This is a genomic window from Streptomyces griseosporeus, from assembly GCF_014656055.1.
GTDB lineage: Bacteria > Actinomycetota > Actinomycetes > Streptomycetales > Streptomycetaceae > Streptomyces > Streptomyces griseosporeus.
On record NZ_BNBR01000003.1, the window covers coordinates 370,482 to 386,347 of the forward strand.

General features: G+C 71.8%; 17 protein-coding genes. 4 read left to right on the top strand and 13 right to left on the bottom strand.

Annotation, left to right across the window (positions count from 1 at the left end):
* Nucleotides 1-141 precede the first annotated feature (141 nt).
* The 4 genes from IE308_RS16385 to IE308_RS16400 form a co-directional block, all read right to left on the bottom strand.
* Nucleotides 142-1,545 carry a hypothetical protein gene (locus tag IE308_RS16385; protein WP_190218528.1) on the bottom strand — a complete coding sequence of 468 codons (1,404 nt, stop codon included), beginning with the start codon at nt 1,543-1,545 and terminating at the stop codon, nt 142-144.
* A complete protein-coding gene (locus IE308_RS16390) occupies nt 1,535-2,128 on the bottom strand; it encodes a DUF6114 domain-containing protein (RefSeq protein ID WP_190218529.1) in 594 nt (197 codons plus the stop codon). The genes IE308_RS16385 and IE308_RS16390 overlap by 11 nt, the downstream gene beginning before the upstream one ends.
* Nucleotides 2,129-2,257: 129 nt before the next feature.
* Entirely contained in the window at nt 2,258-2,911 is a 654-nt protein-coding gene (locus tag IE308_RS16395; RefSeq protein ID WP_190218530.1) for a DUF6230 family protein, read from the bottom strand.
* Between the two features lie 644 nt (nt 2,912-3,555).
* Nucleotides 3,556-4,527 carry a tetratricopeptide repeat protein gene (locus IE308_RS16400; protein WP_190218531.1) on the bottom strand — a complete coding sequence of 324 codons (972 nt, stop codon included), beginning with the start codon at nt 4,525-4,527 and terminating at the stop codon, nt 3,556-3,558.
* Between the two features lie 309 nt (nt 4,528-4,836).
* Between IE308_RS16400 and IE308_RS16405 the strand changes: the two genes are divergently transcribed.
* Nucleotides 4,837-5,466: a TetR/AcrR family transcriptional regulator gene (locus IE308_RS16405; protein ID WP_110630712.1), complete on the top strand. Its 630-nt coding sequence runs from the start codon at nt 4,837-4,839 to the stop codon at nt 5,464-5,466.
* 300 nt (nt 5,467-5,766) lie between these two features.
* Here IE308_RS16405 and icmA read toward each other — a convergent pair whose 3' ends face one another.
* From icmA to IE308_RS16425, 4 genes are all read right to left on the bottom strand, one after another.
* A complete protein-coding gene (gene icmA, locus IE308_RS16410; RefSeq protein WP_190218532.1) occupies nt 5,767-7,467 on the bottom strand; it encodes a coenzyme B12-dependent isobutyryl-CoA mutase large subunit in 1,701 nt (566 codons plus the stop codon).
* A 133-nt stretch (nt 7,468-7,600) separates the two neighbouring features.
* Complete coding sequence (locus IE308_RS16415) at nt 7,601-7,939, bottom strand: DUF3817 domain-containing protein (protein ID WP_110630708.1); 339 nt, start codon at nt 7,937-7,939, stop codon at nt 7,601-7,603.
* 80 nt (nt 7,940-8,019) lie between these two features.
* On the bottom strand, nt 8,020-8,529 hold the full coding sequence (locus IE308_RS16420) for a MarR family winged helix-turn-helix transcriptional regulator (protein WP_110630705.1): 510 nt from the start codon (nt 8,527-8,529) through the stop codon (nt 8,020-8,022).
* Between the two features lie 10 nt (nt 8,530-8,539).
* Nucleotides 8,540-9,922, bottom strand: coding sequence for an MFS transporter (locus IE308_RS16425; protein ID WP_190218533.1), 1,383 nt, complete (start codon nt 9,920-9,922; stop codon nt 8,540-8,542).
* Nucleotides 9,923-10,007: 85 nt separating this feature from the next.
* On the opposite strand from IE308_RS16425, the gene IE308_RS16430 reads away from it, so the two are divergent.
* A complete protein-coding gene (locus IE308_RS16430) occupies nt 10,008-10,973 on the top strand; it encodes an ArsR/SmtB family transcription factor (protein WP_373314523.1) in 966 nt (321 codons plus the stop codon).
* Between the two features lie 530 nt (nt 10,974-11,503).
* On the opposite strand, the gene IE308_RS16435 is transcribed toward IE308_RS16430, so the two are convergent.
* The 5 genes from IE308_RS16435 to IE308_RS16455 form a co-directional block, all read right to left on the bottom strand.
* Nucleotides 11,504-12,154: a TetR/AcrR family transcriptional regulator gene (locus IE308_RS16435; protein ID WP_190218535.1), complete on the bottom strand. Its 651-nt coding sequence runs from the start codon at nt 12,152-12,154 to the stop codon at nt 11,504-11,506.
* Complete coding sequence (locus IE308_RS16440) at nt 12,151-12,831, bottom strand: DUF4166 domain-containing protein (RefSeq protein ID WP_190218536.1); 681 nt, start codon at nt 12,829-12,831, stop codon at nt 12,151-12,153. The genes IE308_RS16435 and IE308_RS16440 overlap by 4 nt, the downstream gene beginning before the upstream one ends.
* The gene (locus IE308_RS16445) at nt 12,828-13,580 is read right to left on the bottom strand and encodes a hypothetical protein (protein ID WP_190218537.1); all 753 of its coding nucleotides are present in this window, start codon (nt 13,578-13,580) and stop codon (nt 12,828-12,830) included. Before IE308_RS16445 ends, IE308_RS16440 begins: the two co-directional genes overlap by 4 nt.
* A gap of 151 nt (nt 13,581-13,731) precedes the next feature.
* Nucleotides 13,732-14,028, bottom strand: coding sequence for an MTH1187 family thiamine-binding protein (locus tag IE308_RS16450; protein WP_110630693.1), 297 nt, complete (start codon nt 14,026-14,028; stop codon nt 13,732-13,734).
* Nucleotides 14,025-14,369: a DUF3817 domain-containing protein gene (locus IE308_RS16455; protein ID WP_190218538.1), complete on the bottom strand. Its 345-nt coding sequence runs from the start codon at nt 14,367-14,369 to the stop codon at nt 14,025-14,027. Before IE308_RS16455 ends, IE308_RS16450 begins: the two co-directional genes overlap by 4 nt.
* A 181-nt stretch (nt 14,370-14,550) precedes the next feature.
* Here IE308_RS16455 and IE308_RS16460 point away from each other — a divergent pair, with 181 nt between their 5' ends.
* The gene (locus IE308_RS16460; protein WP_110630689.1) at nt 14,551-15,183 is read left to right on the top strand and encodes an AIM24 family protein; all 633 of its coding nucleotides are present in this window, start codon (nt 14,551-14,553) and stop codon (nt 15,181-15,183) included.
* Nucleotide 15,184: 1 nt separating this feature from the next.
* Nucleotides 15,185-15,835: an AIM24 family protein gene (locus IE308_RS16465; protein ID WP_110630687.1), complete on the top strand. Its 651-nt coding sequence runs from the start codon at nt 15,185-15,187 to the stop codon at nt 15,833-15,835.
* Nucleotides 15,836-15,866 lie beyond the last annotated feature (31 nt).

Here is a 15,866-nt window from a genome sequence, read left to right on the forward strand (position 1 = left end):
GTCCGCCCGGCCGGTGCGGCGAGAGTGCGTGCATGGCGTCGCGCGGCAGACGGGAATCGTCGGACAGGCCCCGAGGGCGCCCCCTGCGACAGGGGGCGCCCTCGGCGTTGTTGCGGCTCCCGAACGGGCTTGTGGTGACCATCAGTCGGTGGTGTAGAGGTGCATGCCGGGCACGGTCAGGGTGCCGCCGAACTGCGCGGCCTGGGTGACCTTCACGTTGGTGAAGTAGATCAGCGGGATGTTCAGCGGCGGCGGGCTGTCCGGGCTGAACGTGATCGGGATCAGGCCGAAGAGGTTCCCGGAGATGCTCTCGGTGTACATCACCGTGTCACCGTTGCGGATCGTGGACGTCGTCCCCTTGCCGGCCTGCACGTGGTAGGTCTTGCCGGAGTTCTTGTCCTTGACCGTCTGGTGCAGGTCGCCGATGTCGGTGCCGTCGTTGATGACGTACTTCAGCACCTTCTTCTTGGTGCCGTTGGCGGTCTGCACCTCGACGACGCCCTGGTAGTCGGCGCCCTTGAGGAGCAGGGAGCTGGCCTGGAGGTACCACGGGTCGTCGGCGACCGGGATCTTGTTGTCGACGCCGCCCTCGGCGTCGGTGGCCGCCTCGCAGTCCTCCGGCGCCGTGGTGGAGCTCGCGGACGGGCTGGGGGTCGCGGTGGCCTCCCCGGCCGCCTCGGTGGCGTCGCCGGCCGCCTCGGTCACCTTGTCAGCGGTGCCCTCGACGGTGTCCTTCACCGTGCCGGTGACCTTGCCGGCGGTGTCCTTGACGGTGTCGGTGACGCCGCCCTTGTCGGACGTACCGGAGCCGCCGGAGGTGGTGGAGCCGCCGGACGTGCCGGAGGTCGCGGTGGAGCCGCCCGCCGACGGCGTCGCGGAGGCCGACGGGGTCGGGGCGGGCGCCGGCGAGGTCGCGGTGGAGCCGCTGCCGCCGGTGAAGACGCCGGTGATCGTGTCGCCGATGGACTCCAGCAGGTTCTTGTCCGTCTCGGACGGCGACGGGGACGCCGCCGTCGTCGTGCCGGAGGTCCCGGTGGCGGTCGTGCCGGCGGGTGCCGCGGACGTGGCGGACGGCGCGGGCTCGGCCTGGGTTCCGCTGCCGGCCTTGTCGTCGGAACCTGAACCCGACGAAGAGGACGACGAGGAACCCGACGAGGACCCGGCCGGCTCCGACGACGCCGACGGCTCCGGCTCGGCCGTACCGTCCGTGCCCTCCTGGCCGGACTGCCCGGACTCGCTCGCGGAGGGCGACGGGGTGGCCGAGGCGTCCGTGCCGTCCTCGTCCAGGGCCGCGACGCAGTCCTTGTACTCGTCCGCCAGCTTCGACGACTGCGTCGCCGACGGGTTGTTGTCGGCCACGGCCAGCGAGGCCGTGAAGCCCATCCCCATGAGGACCGCGGTCGGCATCGCCACGGTGGCGATGGCCTTGCCGGCCGGCATGTGGAACCTGGTGAACAGCGGCTTCTTGGGTGCCGCGTGGCGCGGCCCGGTTCTCACACGGGACGCGTCCGCGTCAGTCCCGTGAGTCACCTCGTCAGCCGGCACTGTGCCTCCCGTTCGCCCCGTTGGCCGGGCTCGTTCCTGACAGATCGTTCGGCTCGCCCACCTCGTCCACCGGCTTCAGCACGGTGTTGTCCGCGTCCCCCGCCACGGGAGCGGCCACGGGCCCGGCGGCCGCGGCGGGCGCGACCCCCGCTCCTGCCGTGCCGTCCTGCGCGGGCTCCGCCTCGGGCGGCCCGCCCGGCGCCCACGCCACGGCCATCGCGCCGCCGATGAGGGCGAACAGGAAGCCGACGACGAAGCCGCCGAAGTTGGACACCGGGATGGACACCAGCGCCAGCAGGATCGCCGCGACGCCCGCAAAGACGCGTACGTGCTTCTGCACCCACAGGCTGACGCCGAGGACGACGAGCAGCACGCCGATGATCAGAGAGCCCGCCCCGGCGGTGGTGGACATCGCCAGCGTCAGATGGCCGAGCTGCAGGTGTGCGTACGGGAAGTACATGATCGGCACGCCGCCGAAGATGACGAACAGTCCGGCCCAGAACGGCCGCGTGCCCCGCCAGGCGCGGAACTGCAGCCTCCGGCGGGTGAACTGGCCGGGTGCGGCAGGAGTCTCGGCGCTCATGGAAAAAAGCTCCCTGGTGCGGCGTTGCTGTGGTGAGGGTGGTGGTGCGGTGTGGGGGGTGTGTGAAGCTGCCCGCAGAGCGCACGGGCGGGGGGCGCCTCAGGCCTCCCCCCGCCCGTCACCGAGTGCCTAGTAGCACTCGTGGGTGCCCGTCTGGAGCTTCATCTTCAGACCCGGCAGCTTGAAGGTGCCGGCCGTGGTCGCCCACGCCGTCTGCTTCACGTCGGTCAGCTTGGCCTTCTCGGCCTGCTGCGCGAAGCCGTACGGGTTCGCCTGCTTCTTCTGGACCTCGCCGGCCTTCATGCCCGGGCCCTGCGAGATGTCCTTGCCGGCCACACCGATGTCGATGTTGGTGAACTCGGCGTCGGCGCCGAGGTCCTCGACGTCGATGTACAGGTTCTTGGCGTTGACCTGCTTCTCCGGGTCCGCGCTGTCACCCGCCGTCAGCGTGAGGCTGACGGACCCCAGCAGGGGGATGTTCGGGGTGACGACGGACTGGCACATCTTCTGGATCCGCGCGGTGTCGAACACCGACACGGCCACGGGGTGTGCCGTCTTCTCACCGCTGAGGGTGTAGCCCTGGTCGATCGCGCCGTACTGCGAGAAGCCCGTTCCGTTGAGCTCCTGCGCCGTGACCTTGAACGACTGCCCCGACACGCTGAAGGACGCGGCGAGCGCACCCTGTGCCAGGGCGACACCTATCGCGGCCGTCGCGGCGACGCTGGGCACCATGACCACAGCGAACCGCTTCCATCTGGTCCCGCCACGCACCTGGGACTCCATATTTCCTCCTTCTCGGACGTACATCTCCTGACCGGTCGGCCCCAGTCGGCGGCTCGGCCGGACAGAGATGGGAGAAGTGCTACGTCCTCGGGAAGGAGAGCGCCCGCGCTCGAAGGCGCACATCGCGCCCGAATCACCGGCGATCACCCCCGAGCGACACACTGGTCGCGCCTGACACACATCACGCACAACCTTGCCGGACAGGCTTCACCTGAAAGGGCGAAGACCCCCCTGTCCTAGAGCCGGCGCCACTGCCGCCCGCTCTGCTCGGTGGGGACCCAGGAACTCCCCTGACCCGACCGGCTGTCGGGGCGGGGGCAATGGACCGAGCGTGGCCGATCGTGGTGCATTCTCGGCGCCCGCACAAGGGGGTTCGTTACTGGCTAGTAACGGCCGGATAACCGGCCGACGACCCAGAGGTCTCGGCTGGCGACGCTCGGTGTCACTTGAGGGGTGGACAAAACTATTGATCGTTGGACAGAACCCGACAGACCAACGGCCTCGTCTTACTTGCAGTAACAGCGGCCGCGATTACCAAGATTTGGTAAAGCGCGGCCGCTGTGAGGCTCCCTCGCCGAATCTTTCACTCGGGCACCACATGCGCGGACGTCCGGCGACAGGTCAGCGCGAGGGCTGCGAACGGCTCAGAACAGCGCCCTCGCCAGGGCCCGCCGAGCGGCCGTGACCCGCGGGTCGTCGGCCCCCACGACCTCGAACAACTCCAGCAGCCGCAGCCGTACGGCGTCCCGGTCGTCGCCCGCCGTGCGCTGCACGGTGTCGATCAGCCGCCCGAAGGCGTCCTCGACATGCCCGCCGACCAGGTCCAGGTCGGCGGCGGCGATCTGCGCCCGCACGTCGGCCGGCTGCTCGGCGGCCTCCTTGCGCACCCGCTGCGGGTCGAGACCCTGCACGCGCTGGAGCAACTCGGCCTGCGCCAGGCCCAGTTTGGCCTCCGGGTGGGCCGGGTCGTCGGCCAGCACGTTCTTGTACGCCTGGACGGCACCGCCCAGGTCACCGGCGTCCAGCGCCTGCGCGGCGGCGTTCAGCAGGTCCTCGTACGGGCCCACGGGCGCGGCCGGGGCGGCGGCACCGCCCGGCTCGGCCTCCGGGTCGACGGTCAGGCCGGTCAGCCCGAAGCGCTGCTCGGCGACCTGGATCAGCTGGTCGAGGGTCTGCCGGATCTGCGCCTCGGGCGCCGCGCCCTGGAAGAGCGGCAGCGCCTGGCCGGCGACGACGGCGAAGACGGCCGGGATCCCCTGGATGCCGAACTGCTGCATCAGCATCTGGTTGGCGTCGGCGTCGATCTTGGCGAGCAGGAACCGCCCGTTGTACTCGACGGCGAGCCGCTCCAGGACGGGGCTCAGCTGCTTGCAGGGCTGGCACCACTCGGCCCAGAAGTCGATGACGACGGGTACTTCGGCGGAGCGCTGCAGGACATCGCGCTCGAAGCCGGCCTCGTCGACGTCGAGGACGAGATCGGCGGGCGACACCGCGCCGGCGCCGCCGTGCCGGGCCGCTTCGGCGCGCGCCTGCTCGGCCTTGGCCTTGGCCTCCTGGGCCGCCTTCACCGCGGCGAGGTCGACGACGCCGCTCATGGACATGTTCCGTGGCTGCATGCGTCTATCCTCCCCCGTTCCCGCGCGTGCGCGAAAAGCGCTGCCAAAGTCGGCCTGACTGCTGTGTACTTGTCTGCGCACCGGTCTGTGTGCGTACTGGTCTGTGCCGCTGGGCGTACCGCTCGGCGCCGGGTCCCCACCCGCGCCGGTGATCGCCGCTCGTGTACGTCCGTCACGAGCTTTCGCTACGAGTCGTAGCGTAATGGCACGCGGTGCCTCCACGACACCCCTCCCGGCCCCCTCCCCGGTGATCTGCCTCACGCCCGCACGGCGGCGGCCGGTCCCGGCCTGCGCGGTTATGGTCGTGGCATGCAGAGCCGCAGCCCCGCCGCCAGCCGTCCCGGGCGCCCGCGCAGCGCCGCCGCGGACACCGCGATCCTGGCCGCGACCCGGGCGGCCCTGGTCGAGCTGGGCTGGTCCAAGCTGACGCTGGGGGACGTGGCGACGCGGGCGGGGGTGGCGAAGACGACCCTGTACCGCCGCTGGTCCGGCAAAAACGAACTCGTCGTGGACGCGGTCGCCGAGCTCTTCGACGAGCTGCGGCTGCCCGACCGGGGCAGCCTGGCCGCGGACATCGAGGGCGTGGTGCTGCAGTTCGCCGCGATCCTGGCCCGCCCGGAGGCGCGGAGCGGGCTGATGGCGGTGGTCGCGGAGTCCACCCGGGACGACGCCCTGCGCGAACGCATCCGCGAGTCGATCGTCGAGCGCCAGAAACGCCTGGTGGTGGAGGGCCGGGCGCGCGCCCAGGCGCGCGGTGAACTCCCCCCGGAGACGGACCCCGCGGACGCGGCCCGCACGGCCGACCTGATCTTCGACGTGGTCGCGGGTGCGGTGGTCCACCGCACCCTGGTCAGCGCGGAACCGGCGGACGAGGAGTGGGTACGCAGCTTCACCCGGGTACTGCTGCTGGGGTTGGGGTCGCTGGGGGGAGCGGCCTGAGGTACGCCCCTTCCTCGGCGGACCGAGCGGGGCGTCGACGGGCACTAGCCGACCGACCGAGCGGGGCCGGCGGTCCCTCGCGTCGGACCGGGCGGTGCCCGGCGGCCGCCTCTCGACCGACCGAGCCGGGGTGCGACGGTCACCTCTTTGCCGACCGAGTCGGGTGGTGGGTGGGCATAGGCCGGGGGTCCAGGGGGCGGAGCCCCCTGGTGTGCCCGCGCCGGGGAGCGGTGCCTAGAAGCCGGCGCCGGGGGTCCAGGGGGCGGAGCCCCCTGGTGCGCCCGCGCCGGGGAGCGGTGCCTAGAAGCCGGCCGGCTCCGTGTACACGCCCCACTCGTCCCGCAGCACCCCGCAGATCTCCCCGAGCGTCGCCTCCGCCCGCACCGCGTCCAGCATCGGCTCGATCATGTTGGACCCGTCCCGCGCGGCAGCGAGCATCCCGTCCAGAGCCGTACGCACCGCACCCTCGTCCCGCGCAGCCTTCCGCTCGGAGAGCACCCGCACCTGCTCCCGCTCCACCTCATGGCTGACCCGCAGGATCTCCAGATCCCCGGTCACGGAGCCGGTGTGCACATTGACGCCGACGACCTTCTTCTCACCCTTCTCCAGGGCCTGCTGGTACCGGAACGCCGACTCGGCGATCTCCCCGGTGAACCACCCGTCCTCGATCCCCCGCAGGATGCCCGAGGTGATCGGCCCGATCGGGTGCTGCCCGTCCGGGTGCGCCCGCAGCCCGCGCTCCTTGATCTGGTCGAAGATCTTCTCGGCGTCCGCCTCGATCCGGTCCGTCAGCTGCTCGACGTACCACGAACCACCCAGCGGATCGGCCACGTTGGCGACGCCGGTCTCCTCCATCAGCACCTGCTGCGTCCGCAGCGCGATCTCCGCGGCCTGCTCGCTCGGCAGCGCCAGCGTCTCGTCCAGGGCGTTGGTGTGCAGCGAGTTGGTGCCGCCGAGCACCGCCGCGAGCGCCTCAACGGCCGTACGCACGACGTTGTTGTACGGCTGCTGGGCGGTCAGCGAGACACCGGCGGTCTGGGTGTGGAACCGCAGCCACTGCGCCTTCTCGCTCTTCGCCCCGTACACGTCCCGCATCCACCGCGCCCAGATGCGGCGCGCCGCGCGGAACTTGGCGATCTCCTCGAAGAAGTCGACGTGCGCGTCGAAGAAGAAGGACAGGCCGGGCGCGAACACGTCGACGTCGAGCCCGCGGCTGAGCCCCAGTTCGACGTACCCGAACCCGTCCGCCAGCGTGTACGCCAGCTCCTGCGCGGCCGTGGCACCGGCCTCACGGATGTGGTAGCCGGAGACGGACAGCGGCTTGTACGCCGGGATGCGCGCGCTGGTGTACTCCATCAGGTCGCCGATGAGCCGCAGATGGGGCTCCGGCTGGAAGAGCCACTCCTTCTGCGCGATGTACTCCTTGAAGATGTCGGTCTGCAGGGTGCCGTTGAGCACCGACGGGTCGACACCCTGCCGCTCGGCGGCGACGAGGTACATGCAGAAGACGGGGACGGCCGGCCCGCTGATGGTCATGGAGGTGGTGACGTCCCCGAGGGGGATGTCCTTGAACAGCACCTCCATGTCGGCCGCGGAGTCGATGGCCACACCGCAGTGGCCGACCTCGCCGAGGGAGCGCGGGTCGTCGGAGTCGCGGCCCATGAGCGTCGGCATGTCGAAGGCGACGGACAGCCCGCCGCCGCCGTTGCCGAGGATCATCTTGTAGCGCTCGTTGGTCTGCTCGGCGTTGCCGAACCCGGCGAACTGCCGGATGGTCCACGTACGCCCCCGGTAGCCGGTCGGGTACAGCCCGCGCGTGAAGGGGTACTCCCCGGGCCACCCGATCCGCTCGAAGCCCTCGTACGAGTCTCCGGGCCTGGGCCCGTACACCGGCTCCACGGGGTCGCCGGAGAGCGTGGTGAAGTCTGCGTCGCGCTTGCGTGCGGCGTCGTACCGGGCCTGCCAGCGACGGCGGCCCTCCTCGATGGCGTCAGCGTCCATACCCCCGAATTTACTTGGACGTCCTAGTAAATGTCGACGGTTAACGACGGTTAATCGTAGATGCCCTGGTCAGCGCGGTGAACAACCGCCGCACGGCGAGTACGGCGGTGTCTAGGGGCGTCGGCGCCCGGGCTCAGGCCTTGGCGACCGCGGGCTCGCCCTGCGCGATCCTGGCCTCCAGCTCATGGGTGACCTTGCGCTCCACGAAGAAGGCGGCGGTCGGGATGGTCCCGGCCAGCAGGACCCACAGCTGCTTCTTGACCGGCCACTTCGCCTTGGAGCCCAGGTCGAAGGCGAAGATCAGGTACACGACGTACAGCCAGCCGTGCGCGATGCCGACGACGCTCGTGAAGCCGTCCGCGCCGTCCATGTCCAGCAGGTACTTGGCGATGACGCCGAGGGTCAGCAGGACCAGCAGCACGCCGGTGACGTAGGCCATGACGCGGTAGCGGGTCAGCACGCTCTTCTTCATGCGTTCGAGCGTAACCGTACGTTCCGGGAGATCTTGCCCGGGGGCCGGTCGGGGCGTCGTTCCCTGGCCGACCGGGGGGTTCAGTCCTCGTCGAAGTCGTGCGCCGCCACCCTCAGCGGGCGCAGCATCGCGAAGATCTCCGCGCACTCCTCCGCGTCGTACACCCCGAGGCCGAAGTCCATCGCCATCAGGTCGCGGGTGGCCGCCTCGACGACCTCGCGGCCCTTGTCGGTGATGGAGGCGAGCGTGCCGCGGCCGTCGTTGGGGTTGGGGCGCTTGGCGACCAGACCCGACTTCACCAGGCGGTCCACGGTGTTGGTGACCGACGTGGGGTGGACCATCAGCCGCTCGCCGATCTTGGACATCGGCAGCTCGCCCTGCTTGGAGAAGGTGAGCAGCACCAGCGCCTCGTAGCGCGCGAACGTCAGCCCGTAGGGCTTGACCACCGCGTCGACCTCGGCGAGCAGGATCTGGTGCGCCCGCATGATCGAGGTGATCGCGGCCATGGACGGCACGCTTCCCCAGCGCTGCTTCCAGAGCTCGTCGGCGCGGGCGATGGGATCGAAGGGAAGGCTGAGCGGCTTCGGCACGCCCCTGACCTTACCGGCCGGTCACATGCTGGTCAGCCCTGTCTCGCCTTTCGGTCCGCCGGGCCTGCCCGGCCAGCAGCACGCAGGTCGCCGTACCGAGCACCCCGGCGCCCGCGACGGCCGTCGCGACCCCGGTGAACTGCGCCACGACGCCCGCCGCCGCCATCCCGACACCCTGCAAGGTCATCAGCCCGGCCTGCAGCAGCGTCATCGTCCTCCCCCGCAGCTCCTCCGGCACCGCCCGCACCAGCCACTGGTCCAGGCCCAGCGTGTACGCGCCCCCCGCGCCGGAGAGCAGCAGCAGCGCCAGCGACACGGCGAGGCCGGGGTGCAGGGCGTACCCGGCGTACGGCAGCACCGTCAGGCACACCAGCGGCAGCGCGATCCGCTCCCGGGCCGCCGGGCGCAGCCGGGAGCCGGCGAACAGCTCACCGGCGATCGTGCCGACCGGCAGCGCGCACATCAGCAGACCGAGCCCCGCGGCGCCGGTGCCGAGGTCGTCGGCGTACGGCGCCGCCAGCGCCTCGGGGACGACCGCGAACATCGGCGGCACCCAGAAGAGGAGCAGCAGGGCGCGTACCCGGGGGTGGGCCAGCACCTGGCGCGCGCCGCGCAGGGAGTCACCGACCAGGGTTCCTGCGGGTTCGGCCCCGCCCTGCCCGGGCCCGCTCGCCGTGGCCGTCCGGGCGGGCCGGCGCCGGGTGCCGAAGCGCAGCAGGGCCGCGGAGGCGAGGAAGGTGCCGACGGTGATCAGCAGCGCGTGCCGCGGCGATACGACGGTCAGCAGCAGGCCGCCGAGCCCGAACCCGGCGAGCAGCGCGGTCTGCGACACGATCCGCAGCAGCGAGCGGCCGAGGACGAACAGGTCACCGTCGCCGAGAATGTCCGCGAGCGTCGCCATCCGCGTGCCCTGGAACACCGGCGAGATCACCGCGAGGCAGGAGCGCAGCGCGAGCAGCACGGCGATGCCGGTGCCCGGCGCCGCCATCGGCGCCACGCACGCCGCGCACGCCAGGTCGCACACCACCAGCACCCGCCGTGCCGGGAACCGGTCGGCGAGCCCGGCGAGCAGCGTCCCGCCGACCAGGTACGGCAGGAAGCCCAGCGCGAACGCGAGCGCGCTCATCAGGGGCGAGCCGGTGAGGTCGTAGACGAGGACGGACAGGGCGATCTCGCTGACGATCACGCCGAGGAGGGACAGGGCGTGGGCGGCGAAGACGGCACGGAACTCGGCTACGGCGAAGACGGCGGTGTAGCGGGTGGCGTTGTCCGTGGGGGTGGTGGGCGGGGGTGGGGTCGGGGTTGGGGGTGGGGTCGGGGTTGGGGGTGGGGGCGGGGGTGGCTGTGGGGTCGGGGGCGGGGGCGGGGGCGGGGTCGGGGTGTCCGCTGGCATGGGAGGAGCGTGGCCGGGAGTGGGGACGCGGCCGTAAAGTTTCGGCGTAAGCCGAATCTTCGAGGGGTCGCCGGTGCCGTACCACATGCTGTTCGGCGATGAGGATCTGCTGCGCTGCCGGTTCGCGCTCTCCCCGCTCTGGGAGACCCAGGAGGCGGTACGGACGCTGGGCCGGCCCGACCGGCTCGGCTACCACGCGGCCTGGCTGCGGCGGATCCGCGACGCCGCCGGGACGCTGGAGCTGGCCCCGCTGCGGCTGCTGATGCCGCGGCGCGGGCACAACCCCGACTTCCTCGGGCCGCCACCGATCGGGCCCGCAGCGAGCTTCGAGGAGGAGATCGCGGCCGTGCGCGCGGCCGACCCCGTGGCTGCCCGGGAGGACATGGCGCGGGCGCTCGCCGACAGCCCCGGCGCGCTGGAGTCGCCCATCGGCAGGCGGCTGCTGGCGGATCCGGAGCGGGCGGTGCGCGAGCTGGCCGACCTGGTGGAGGCCGCCTGGCACACCCTCGTCGAGCCGGACTGGCCCAGGCTGCGGGCCCTGCTGGAGGCCGACGTCGCGTTCCACTCGCGGCGGCTGGCGGAGGTGGGGCTGGGGCGGCTGCTGCCCGAGCTGGACCGGCGGCTGTCGTGGAACGGCCGCACGCTGACCATCGAGTGGCGGGGCGAGCACGTGCGGGAGCTGGGCGGGCAGGGACTGGTGCTGATGCCGAGCGTGTTCTCCTGGCCGGACGTCGTGTCCGGCTTCGATCCGCCGTGGCAGCCGACGGTGGTGTATCCGGCGCGGGGGATCGGCGGGCTGTGGGCCGAGCCCGCCGGCCGTGCCCCCGAGACGCTGGTACGGCTGCTGGGGCGGGGGCGGGCGGCGGTGCTGGCCGCCCTGGACGAACCGTCGACCACGACCGCCCTCGCCCACCGGCTGGGCCTGGCCCCGTCGTCGGTCTCCGCACACCTGACGGTGCTGCGGGATGCGGGGCTGCTGGCGGGGCGGCGGTACGGGCACCAGGTCCACTACGAGCGGACGCCGTTGGGGATGGCGCTGGCGGGGGCGTAGGGGGGTGGGGGGTGGGTGCTCGCTCCCTGCCTGCGGCGGCCCGTGCGGGTGGGTGGGTGGTTGCTCGCGCAGTTCCCCGCGCCCCTATATGCCTGCGGCGGCCCGTTCCTGTGGGTGGGTGGCTGGTGTAGCGCGTTGTGCCGGTGGTGGGGTCGGGGCCGCGCCGGGGGGTATCCGTCCTCGGTGCGCCGCTACGTCGGTCAAATCCGCACCGCCACTTTCCGCCGCCCGCTGCGGGCGGACACCCCCCGACACGTCCCCTACTCGCCGTACGCGTCTACCGGCCGCCATGGCTGCGGCAGGGCCGCCCCGCTGGGGTAGCGGTAGTCGGCGCCGCCTCGCGACTTAGCTGCGGGCAGTCGTGCCGCTGGGGCGGCACGGGTGGGCGCAGCGGCACCCCGCCAGCGCCGGGCCGCGCCACCCACCCCCGGCCCGCACCAGCGCCGGGCAACCAAACACCGCACGGCATCCCGGCACCGCTGCGCCGGGCGACCACGTCCCCACGGTGCCAAGTGACCCCGCCCGGAGGGCTACCGTCGGCCCACGCGGCGGAGGTGGTGTCGTACAGCCCGTTGGGCCACCGGCCCCAGCTCCTCCAGCGCGGCGACCAGTACGCCCAGCTGCTCCAGCGCATCCAGCGCCGCCCCCGCCCCCACCGCGTCCACCTGCTCGTACAGCTCGATCCCCACGAACGACGCCGCCACCGCCCGCGCCAGCCCCGCAGGATCCGCGAACTCCCCGAACGGCGTACCCGCCAGCACCCTCCGCAGCACCGCCTCGATCTCCGCGATCCACAGGTCGAGACCCGCGGACGTCGCCGGTCCGACCGCCGCGTGGGTCGGGGCGCCGGCGAGGAGCTGGCCGAGGAGGGCCACATGCCCCCCGGCCCGCTCCTGCTCGTGGATCTGCCGCCCCACCGCGAGGAGTTCGGACAGCGAGGACACCGCGGCCAGCCGCGGCCGGTACGCCGCGACCGACTTCTCCGCGCCGTACCGGCAGGCCGCAGCGAGGAGTTCGTCCACGGAGCCGAAGTGGTAGAAGACCAGCGCCTGGTTGACGCCGGCCGCCGCGGCCACCGTCCGCGCGGACGTCTTCGCGATGCCCTGCTCGGTGAGCGTCCGCAGCGCGCCCTCCAGCAGCTTGGTCTTCGTCTCCTGGGACTTCGCCGTCTCGGGGCTCATACGCGCGGCTCCTCCCGTACGGGCCGCAGCCCGGCCCGCACCCCGCACCGCCGTACGTCCGTGTACGACGCGACGAAGGAGCCCTCGTAGCCGAAGAGCGGGCCGAAGCGGCGGTTCACAACCCGGACCTGGATGCGGAAGCGGCCCGCCGCGTCGTCGTACCTCTCCCTCACCTCCGCCGTCGCGCCGATGAGTTCGGGGACCCGTACGTCCACCGGGCCCTCGCGGAAGCGGTGTTCGCCGGAGCGGATCAGGAGCGAGCCGTCGGGTTCGGCGTGGAAGTGCAGCTCGCTGGCGAGGTGCTGGTGGGTGCCGAGGTAGTCGACGATGCGGTCGCCACGGGAGCCGAGCACCATCTGGGCGTCGAAGCGGCGGGCGCGGCCGGGGAGGTGGAAGGTGCGCACGAAGGTCACCGTCTCACGTCCGAACGAGTCCGTGTACGGCACGTTCTCGATGGTGAAGGGGACGTTCCTGCCGGTGTGCGGGAGAAGGATGTTGCGGGTGGCGCCCAGGAGGAGGAACGGCTTGATGTAGGACGGGCCGTGCCAGATCCGGGTCATGACGCCGCGGCCGGTGCAGGCCTCGCCGCTCGCCAGGCCGACGGAGAAGCGGCGCTGCAACTGCGGGTGGAGGCGGTCGAAGTCGGCGCCCATGACGGTGCGGAAGATCGACGTCATCGCGGGGTCTCCAGGGTGTGCAGCAGGCGGGGCGCACGCGCGCGTGTCGGTGGCTGGCGCAGGCAGCGCCGGGCCGCGGGGGTGCCGGGCAGGGGTGAGGCGAACAGGGCCAGGCAGACGCCGGCGGCCAGCAGCAGCGGGCACAGGTACGCCGTGGACGCGGCGAAGGGGCCGAGCAGGCGCAGGGGGGAGCCCTCCGCGAGGCCGGTGCCGCAGACGGCCAGGACGAGGGCGCGGACCAGCAGTTCCAGGAGCCAGTTGCGGCGGGCCCGCTCGGGGGTGATGCCGCGCTCCAGCCACAGCCGCAGCCGGTCGAAGGACCACGCCGTCGCCCAGCCCATGAGGGGGCGGAACAGCCACCGGTCGGCGAGGGCGCCGAAGAGTCCCCAGCGGGGCCGGTAGTCGTAGCCGGTGAGGAAGCGGATGCCGTCGCCGTCGGGGACGTACCGCCAGTAGCCGCTGCCCTCGGCGAGCAGGGACAGGGGGTGCGGGGAGGCGAAGCGCAGGGCGGAGGTGCGGGTGCCGTCCGGGCGTTCCTTCTCCCCCGCGGAGACGCCGGTGCCGGAGACGGTGAGGAAGGGCAGCACGCGCGTGGCGTAGCGGAAGCGCTGTGGTTCGCCATCTGCGCGCGGAAGGAAGTCGATCTCGGTGAACCGCAGGTCCCAGCGCTGGTGGTGGGCCGGGTCCTGGGTGTGCGACCAGAGGTCGTCGAGGTCCGCGCGGACGCGCGCCTCGATGTAGAGCCCCATGTGTTCCCCCAGATGAGCTCATTGTTTGAGCAGTCGCTCAAATCATCTGGAGAGGACGGTACATGGATTTGAGCGACTGCTCAAAGGGATGGGACGGAAAAACCCCGGCCCGCGTGGGGCCGGGGTCGCCGGTGGGGTGGGTGGGCCTGCTCTACTGCTCGGCGAGGTGCCGTTCCACCGTCTCCACCTTGGAGGTGAGGCCGTCGGTCACGCCGGGGCGGATGTCGGCCTTGAGGACGAGGGAGACACGCGGCGCGCGGGCCTCGACGGCGGCGACGGCGCGCTTGACGACGTCCATGACCTCGTCCCACTCGCCCTCGATGGAGGTGAACATCGCGTCGGTGCGGTTGGGCAGACCCGACTCGCGTACGACGCGGACGGCGTCGGCGACGTACTCACCGACGTCCTCACCGACCCCGAGGGGCGTCACGGAGAAAGCGACGATCATGCGTTGACGACCCCTTCCTTGCGGGCGCGGGCGGCGATGACGGCGTCCTCGGCCTCGCGCCGCAGCTTGCGCTCGGCGAAGAAACCGCCGGTGGGCAGCACGGAGAGCACGAAGTAGAGGGCGGCGGTCTTCAGGTCCCACTTGGCACGGTTCCAGGCGTCCGCCCAGAAGATCACGTAGAGGACGAACAGGACGCCGTGCACCGCGCCCATGACGGGGACCGCGTTGAAGTCCGTGGTCCGCTTCAGCACCGAGCAGACGAGCAAGATGATGAAGGAGACGGCCTCGGGGGCCGAGACCAGGCGCAGGCGGCGGAGGGCGGAGGCTGTCTTGATGTCCACGGATCACCTTCGGGGGGTACGTCGTCGATGGTCGGCGTCGATCGTCCGCTGGTTTGTGAACGGACGCACAAGCGTTCATCCATTGTGACAAACCGCGCCCCTAGGGGTGCGCTCAGGGTCCCTCTCCACCCACGGGCCCTGTCGGCTCCACCCGGGGGGCCGCTACCTTCGCAGCGTGGCGATGTTCCGACTGCAAGGCAGCAAGGTGCTCGCCGTCGACATGACCGGGGACTCCGTGAAGGCGAAGAACGGCTCCATGGTCGCGTACGACGGGCAGATGGCCTTCAAGAAGCTGACGGGTGGCGGTGAGGGGCTCAGGGGGATGGTGACCCGGCGGCTCACCGGAGAGCAGATGACGTTGATGGAGGTGAGGGGGCAGGGGACCTGCTGGTTCGCGGACCGCGCGTCCGAGATCAACCTCGTGAACCTCCAGGGCGACAAGCTCTATGTGGAGTCGAGCAATCTGCTCGCGACCGACGGGGGGCTCAGGACGGGCACGACGTTCACGGGGCTGCGCGGCGCCTCACAGGGCAACGGGCTGTTCACGACGACGATAGAAGGACACGGCCAGGCGGCGATCATGTCGGACGGCCCGGCGGTGGTGCTGCGGGTGAGCGCGCAGTACCCGCTGACCGTCGACCCGGGGGCGTACATCGCGCACCAGGGCAACCTGCGGCAGTCCTTCCAGTCGGGTGTGACCTTCCGCACGCTGCTCGGGGAGGGCGGCGGCGAGGCCTTCCAGATCCGGTTCGAGGGGGACGGTCTGGTGTACGTACAGCCGAGCGAGCGGAACACGATCGCGGGGGACGTCTGACATGGCCTTCCGCGAGATCAACTCCAAGATGGTGGAGGCGACGGTCGTCCCCGGGCAGCGGCTGTTCAGCCAGCGCGGCGCGATGCTCGCCTACAAGGGCGAGGTGTCCTTCACTCCGAACATGCAGGGCGGCCAGGGCGGGCTGATGTCGATGATCGGCCGCCGGGTCGCGGGCGAGGCGACCCCGCTGATGACGGTCGAGGGCAGCGGCACGGTCCTCTTCGGGCACGGCGGCCACCACGTCCAGGTCATCCGGCTCACCGGCGACACGCTGTACGTGGAGGCGGACCGCCTGCTCGCCTTCGAGGGCACGCTGGAGCAGGGCACGATGTTCATGGGCTCGCAGGGCGGCGTGATGGGCATGGTCCGCGGCCAGGTCACCGGCCAGGGCCTGTTCACGACCACCCTCAAGGGCCACGGCGCGGTGGCGGTCATGGCGCACGGCGGCGTCTTCGAGATCCCGATCACTCCGCAGCGCCCGGTCCACGTCGACCCGCAGGCCTACGTCGCCCACCACGGCGACGTCCGCAACAAGCTCTCGGCCGCGCTCGGCTGGCGGGACATGGTGGGCCGCGGCTCGGGCGAGGCGTTCCAGCTGGAGCTGAGCGGCAGCGGTGCGGTGTACGTCCAGGCGTCGGAGGAGAAGCTGTGAGCACCCCCTACCCCACCCCCGGTGGCCCCAC